The sequence below is a fragment of the Candidatus Symbiopectobacterium sp. NZEC135 genome (assembly GCF_025962695.1).
Window position 1 is genome coordinate 1 of record NZ_JAGFPF010000106.1, and the last position, 6,055, is coordinate 6,055.

Here is a 6,055-nt window from a genome sequence, read left to right on the forward strand (position 1 = left end):
GTCACGGCGCAATTGGAAGCACTAGCCAAAGCCACTGGACGTACCCGCTCTTTTTTGGCTGGGCAAGCCATTGAAGATTATCTTGCACGAGAAGCCTGGCAGATCGTAGAGATCGAGCAAGCCATCAAGGAAGCCGATGCTGACGATTTTATTTCAGCAGATGAGATGAGTGGCCTATTTAAAAAGCTAGGTTCTTCGAGACATGGAAATTAGATGGCTACGCAAAGCAGCGGCCAATCTGGAAGCTGAATATCTCTTCATTGCACAAGACGCTCCACAGACTGCCCGCCAATTTGTCAGCGAAGTTCAACGGGTAACAGAACTACTGCCACAGCAACCGGCAATGGGAAGACCTGGCCGCGTTATTGGAACACGCGAGCTGGTGTTACAACCCTATCCTTACATCATCCCATACCGTGTGAAAGACAATGAGATCCAAATTCTGCGACTCTTCCATACACACCGGCGTTTACCATCAAAATGGTGAACAAAAAAGGGAGCTTTCGCTCCCCTTTCTGACTGGCCCACCTGCAATCTTGACATCATTTGTACAGGATTGCTGTACCACGCAATTGATCGTTACCGGTGACAGACACAATCTTGTAGGAAGATGCGCCTGCTGCTTCAGCTTTTGCAGCCACCTGAGCTTCAAACGCGCTCAGCGTTTCTGCACCGCTCACTTGCACCGTACCAACGTCTTGTGCAGCAAAGCTACCGAAAGAAACCAGACCAAGAGCAACAACTGCGGCAAATTTTTTGATAACGTTCATGATATAAATCCTTCTGTTCGATGTTTGATGAAAAGGCTATTTGCCTTTGATGGAGTAAATCATAGCGCCATCGCTCAGAGGTGAATATCAGATAAAATCGTTATAATCATTCAAATAAATTGAATCAAAATATAATACCTTACCCGCCCTCATTTCGTCTCAATGCTTTATCCTTTTTGCCTATCCTGACGGGCGAACAATACAAAGTGAATGACAGCGCATCGTCCGCTCATGCAAACACATCCTGCCCCGCAAAAGCAGAACACGCTCACCAATAAAAAATTAACAGAATAAAAAGCCATATCAACGCACAGCTGTTTTTATAAATTCAACATTCCTATTTGTTTTCATATAATTATCTAGACATAAGGTCTAATTATTTCAACAGGGAAGACACAATGAAACGCATGCTATTGGCTCTATTTACGGTATCTTTGGTGACGTCTACTTGGGTTAGCGCAACGGAAACCGCTGCCCCCGTTGCGGAGCAAGCTGCAACCAAAATGCTGGCAATCACCGAGGGCAAACTCAAGGATACTGAAGGCGGCTGCGCTTGTAGCTATACCGTAAAAAACCTGCAAAGCAGCCCGCTGAAGAAATTTGAAGCCTATATTTTTGTAAAAAATGAACAGGGCCGATTCCGGTGTGATGCCGCGCATTTCAGCTTCAATAAGCCCATTCAGCCCAACGAATCCCGAACGTTAGCCAATGAAGCTTACGGAAAAACTTGTGGTAAAAATCCGTCAGTCTCTCTCCTGATGGTCGGCACCTGCAATTATGCCGATGGTTCAGAGTGTGATTCTGAAAATATTGAGACCACGGATTCTGGTCTGAAGTGGGTCGATTAGACAAAAACCAACGTTGAAAGGTGCCTTTCCTTCCCTACTATTGCCAAAAGCAAAAACCGTAAAGCAGGAAGGAAAGCACTCAGCGATGAGCGTGTTGTCATTCGCGCATCAGGGATAAGCGTTAAATGACCAAGGGATTATTTCCCAAGGTTCCAACGGCTGGTAAAGTGCGATTGATAGGCGGCTACGATAGCAGGCTCATCGCGTATAATCAGGACATTCTCTGAATTTTCAAATTCAGCAGAGCGCGCAAAATTGAAAGACCCCGTTTCAACAGTGTTGCCGTCGATAATCATCGTTTTATCATGTTGAATAGGGTAATGCTTGCTCAAACGGACCTGGACATTATTCTCCCTGGCATACTCGATTACCGACCTGCTGGTTTTATTTTGGTTGCGCTTATAGTCAATCACACAGCGCACCTCAACGCCGCGTTTTTGCGCCGCTACCAAGGCGTGCACAATATCTGGCGATTGAAACGCATAGCCGATCAAGTCAATCGATTTGCTAGCGTTATTGATCACTTCCAGCACCAGCGCTCTTGCACTCCCTTCAGGGCTGAATCCCACCTGCACAGAAGCCGATGCCACATTCATTGTCATCAACAATCCAACCGTTGCCATGGTTAACATCTTCTTCATAAAGCAGCCCCACTCATCAATGCTTCGTAGGCATGTTACGCTACGCTGCCCTACGCCCTTCAGCATTGATGCCGATCACGTGAATACGCCACATCCATTGAGCTCCAGAGGGTCAACGTGACCGACAAATAGACCTAATAATGACCCATCACCTGTAGATTATTCCAATTTCACATGTCCTCTTCTCAGATATAATAGTTATATAAACAACGCAATTAAGGTGCGTTGAGCTGAAGTGATACGGGGGAAAAGGTTATGCAGGAAACACTGATCGCACGGATTTCATCGGTGCTGGTGTCAGAAAAATCACTCGAGGGGTTAGTCAGACAACTTCTCGAAATGCTTGAACTTGTCACCAATATGGAATCCACATACCTCACCCGTATTGAATCCGGTAAAAATTTGCAACACGTGCTTTTCTCCCGTAATAGCAAAAAAATGCAGATCCCCGAAGGGCTTTCCGTTCCCTGGGAGGACACGCTCTGTCGACGGGCGTTAGCGGAAGACCGCTGTATTATTGACGATGTGCCCAGCCATTGGGGCGATTCTCAAGCGGCGAAACAGCTGGGTATCACCACCTACGTCACCACGCCGGTACGTCTGGATGACGGTTCGTTGTACGGCACGCTGTGCGCGGTCAGCGGTGAAAAACAGAAACTGGATGGCCGCAGCGAACAAATATTACAGCTGTTTGCCGAGCTGATTGCTCAATATATCCAGAAAGAGCAGCTACTCTGCCAATTACAGGACGCCAACGCAGCGCTGACCGCGTTCTCCTACACCGATGAGTTGACCCAGTTGCCCAACCGACGATCGGTGTTCAATCAGTTACCCCAATTATTCTCACAAGCGCAAGGCACTAAACGTTTTGTTGTCATCGCCTTTATCGATTTGGATGGGTTTAAGCTGATTAACGACCGCTACGGGCATGAGACGGGTGATGATTTTCTGTGTGCAGTAGGCCAGCGACTGAGTCAAGGGATACGCGCAGAAGATATGCTGGGACGTATTGGCGGTGATGAATTCATCGTCGCGACGACAGGCCCTTATCTTGATGAAAATGCTAAGGATGCCGCGCAGACCTTCAAAGCACGATTGAGTCCATTATTGATTGGACACTATGCGCTTGAGGGCTGTCACATAGACTACGCGGGAGCCAGTATCGGCACCATTGCCATCAACCCGGCGCTAAGTACGCCGGATGAAGCCCTGCGTGCGGCCGACACCGTGATGTATGAAGAAAAAGAGCACCGCAGACGCCAGGTGCATTGATCTTTTGTTGTCAGCAGGCGGATACCGCGCACCGCGCTGATTATCAGGTAGACTATGTCTCACCACTATGTCACCACTATCTCACCGCCCAGTGGCTAACCGAGTTTACACCGTGAAACGATTCCTGATTGCATTGATCATCACCAGCCAACTGTCTGGCTGTGGCAGTATCATAAGCCGAACGGTCAAAGGACAAGGACAGGGCCACCAATACTATCCCGGCGTGCAGTGGCTGCTTCAGGATCGCTGGTGGAAATACCTGGTGATTATCGATCTGCCGCTCTCAATGCTCGCCGACACAATCTTGTTGCCCATAGACATGAAACACGGCCCTTATGAATAAATAGGGTCTCGACCGTGTAATTCAACCCGATTACGGCCGCTGGTTTTGGCCTGATAGAGCGCCGCGTCCGCTTTATCGATCAGTCGCTGGTAATCCGGGTGGTAATCAAACTCAGCCACCCCAATGCTGAGGGTAACGGAAAACGATTGGCTACCGAAGGCGCTGATCGCCGTTGCGGCCACCTTTTCACGCAATGTATCGACGATCACCTTTGCCTGATGCAGCGACGTTTCCACTAACAGCACCATGAACTCTTCCCCGCCATAGCGGAAGACATAATCACTGCTGCGAACGTGATCGTAGATCATGGCTGAAATACTTTTCAGCGTTGCATCGCCGGTGTCGTGACCGTAGCGATCGTTAACCTGTTTAAAATGGTCCACGTCCATCATCACTACCGTAAAGGGTTTTCTGTCGCTGGTCGCCAGCGCAATTTCCCGGCGCATAATGGTCGGAATAAAACGCCGATTCAGCAGGTTTGTCAGAGTGTCCTTACCGTTTTCAAACTTGACCAGTTCATCAAACATGGACGTGATAATCAGCGTAATTTGCCCGGTGAGTTGCCGCACATGGCGTAACAGGCGCATGCGCTCCTCCGACTGAGAAACCTGCCCTGGTGAAGCGACATCGATTTCACTGTCAACTTTGTCGATCAGCGTATCCGTTTCACGCAGCAGATCGGGGAAACCAAACAGGTGTTTTCCCTTGTGAGAGAACCATAATCCAAATTCCGAGCGCCCCAGGGGGGTAATGTCAGCCAAAGGTAATTCTGTCGCCACGTGATAGATAAACTGGTTTTCCCAGTTCATTAGCGCCCCAAGCTGCCTTTCTCGTTCTACGCTAACGTCATCGTACACGCTCAATACGCGATAGCGTTCCTGATCGCGCATGGCATTTTTATAGGTAGGGGAATAGGCTATGGTCATCGCTTCCAGAGCGGTATCCATTGCCAATCCGCTAAAACAAAGCGCGCTATTGATAACAAAAGGAGAGTGTTCCCCTTTATTGGTTAACAGCGGATAGAGATCGTTTTTTAATTTACGGGCACCGCGTGCCACCAAATCGATAGGCAGACCAATGCGTGCGTGCACCACGCCCACATGGTGCTGTTGGGCGAGTAGCGTAGCCAAATCTTGCTGAGAGCTGCCCAACACGCTGCGCAACCAGTGGAACATACTGATACTTAACTGTTCTGTGACCTGGCGGGTATTCAGATAGCGATGCGCATGCTCATCGTTGAGCATGTAATCATAAAAGTGGTCTACCAGATAGCGTATTTCATCATCACTCAGGGATATCAGCAGGGCATGCGCTTCCGGCTGCGTGATGTCAACCAGGGTGCGCCATTCACTCAATAATGGCTCGATATGATAATCGTTTTTTACAGAAATAGTCATGGGTAGGACATAAAGTGGTTAACCAGATGCTATCATAGGCGATTCATCTGCCATATACCACCGTGCTAACAGTTTCATTACGGATTATTTCCCTACAACAGCATCAGATTTACAACAGTAATCACCCTCACCCATTTGATTGCGGAAAGAGCGGAAATAGTTTTTTTTCTTTTCACCTAAACGTTATGCTCATTTTGGCGCCTTTCAGAGAACCTATTACTTATTTCCACATGTTATTCAGGTCTATTACTAACCGAAAACAGGAGGTCAACCATTATGGCTATAACCATAAACCAGCATAGAGCGCTCATAGGAAATTATCATCATGATAAAATGGAAGTAAATGCAAAGCAGTGCAATAAGAAAGCATCACACAAAGTGTATAACAAGAGTCAAGAAATAACATTCACTTTGAATATTAAAAACATCGCCCCCTCATATCATGCTTGTCAACACAGGGGGCGCCGTTTGCAATTAAAACAAATAATATGCTTTATGTTATTACTGAATCACGTCCGTGGACATACGGTGCTCACTGGCGAAAACCTAGACATCCCCCCTCCCCCGCTGGCATTAAAAAAATATAATCAAACGCTGCCCTTTTTAGATGCACGTTTGCCCATCAAAACAAAGATCACAACAAATCACCAACAATGTACCGATGATAATGAAAAAAAAACCGCAGGAAAATCAGAGAAGCGACCTATTCAATAACCGATGGAGCCACGCATTCGGCAGCGTCATCGCCCGAAAAGATATATGTGTTTGGCAAAACGTGCATCAT

The 6,055-nt window shown here is 47.5% G+C and carries 9 protein-coding genes; 6 read left to right on the top strand and 3 right to left on the bottom strand.

Features of this window, described 5'->3' with window-relative positions:
• Both J5224_RS22970 and J5224_RS22975 read left to right on the top strand, forming a co-directional pair.
• On the top strand, positions 1-213 hold a 213-nt coding region (locus J5224_RS22970; RefSeq protein WP_264627561.1), incomplete at its 5' end, for a CopG family ribbon-helix-helix protein.
• A complete protein-coding gene (locus J5224_RS22975; RefSeq protein ID WP_264627562.1) occupies positions 203-487 on the top strand; it encodes a type II toxin-antitoxin system RelE/ParE family toxin in 285 nt (94 codons plus the stop codon). The genes J5224_RS22970 and J5224_RS22975, both read left to right, overlap by 11 nt.
• Positions 488-542: 55 nt before the next feature.
• On the opposite strand, the gene J5224_RS22980 is transcribed toward J5224_RS22975, so the two are convergent.
• Positions 543-770, bottom strand: a complete 228-nt coding sequence (locus J5224_RS22980; protein WP_264627563.1) for a YdgH/BhsA/McbA-like domain containing protein — start codon at positions 768-770, stop codon at positions 543-545.
• Positions 771-1,168: 398 nt separating this feature from the next.
• Here J5224_RS22980 and J5224_RS22985 point away from each other — a divergent pair, with 398 nt between their 5' ends.
• Entirely contained in the window at positions 1,169-1,618 is a 450-nt protein-coding gene (locus J5224_RS22985) for a hypothetical protein (RefSeq protein WP_264627564.1), read from the top strand.
• 137 nt (positions 1,619-1,755) lie between these two features.
• On the opposite strand, the gene J5224_RS22990 is transcribed toward J5224_RS22985, so the two are convergent.
• Positions 1,756-2,259 (bottom strand): phospholipase D family protein, encoded by a 504-nt coding sequence (locus J5224_RS22990; RefSeq protein WP_264627565.1) that lies wholly within the window; start codon positions 2,257-2,259, stop codon positions 1,756-1,758.
• Positions 2,260-2,514: 255 nt separating this feature from the next.
• Between J5224_RS22990 and J5224_RS22995 the strand changes: the two genes are divergently transcribed.
• A complete protein-coding gene (locus J5224_RS22995; RefSeq protein WP_264627566.1) occupies positions 2,515-3,531 on the top strand; it encodes a diguanylate cyclase domain-containing protein in 1,017 nt (338 codons plus the stop codon).
• Between the two features lie 67 nt (positions 3,532-3,598).
• The gene (locus J5224_RS23000) at positions 3,599-3,874 is read left to right on the top strand and encodes a YceK/YidQ family lipoprotein (RefSeq protein ID WP_264627567.1); all 276 of its coding nucleotides are present in this window, start codon (positions 3,599-3,601) and stop codon (positions 3,872-3,874) included.
• Here the strand turns inward: J5224_RS23000 and J5224_RS23005 are convergent.
• Positions 3,865-5,271, bottom strand: a complete 1,407-nt coding sequence (locus J5224_RS23005; protein ID WP_264627568.1) for a GGDEF domain-containing protein — start codon at positions 5,269-5,271, stop codon at positions 3,865-3,867. The genes J5224_RS23000 and J5224_RS23005 overlap by 10 nt on opposite strands.
• Positions 5,272-5,547: 276 nt before the next feature.
• Here J5224_RS23005 and J5224_RS23010 point away from each other — a divergent pair, with 276 nt between their 5' ends.
• The gene (locus J5224_RS23010; RefSeq protein ID WP_264627569.1) at positions 5,548-5,985 is read left to right on the top strand and encodes a hypothetical protein; all 438 of its coding nucleotides are present in this window, start codon (positions 5,548-5,550) and stop codon (positions 5,983-5,985) included.
• Positions 5,986-6,055 lie beyond the last annotated feature (70 nt).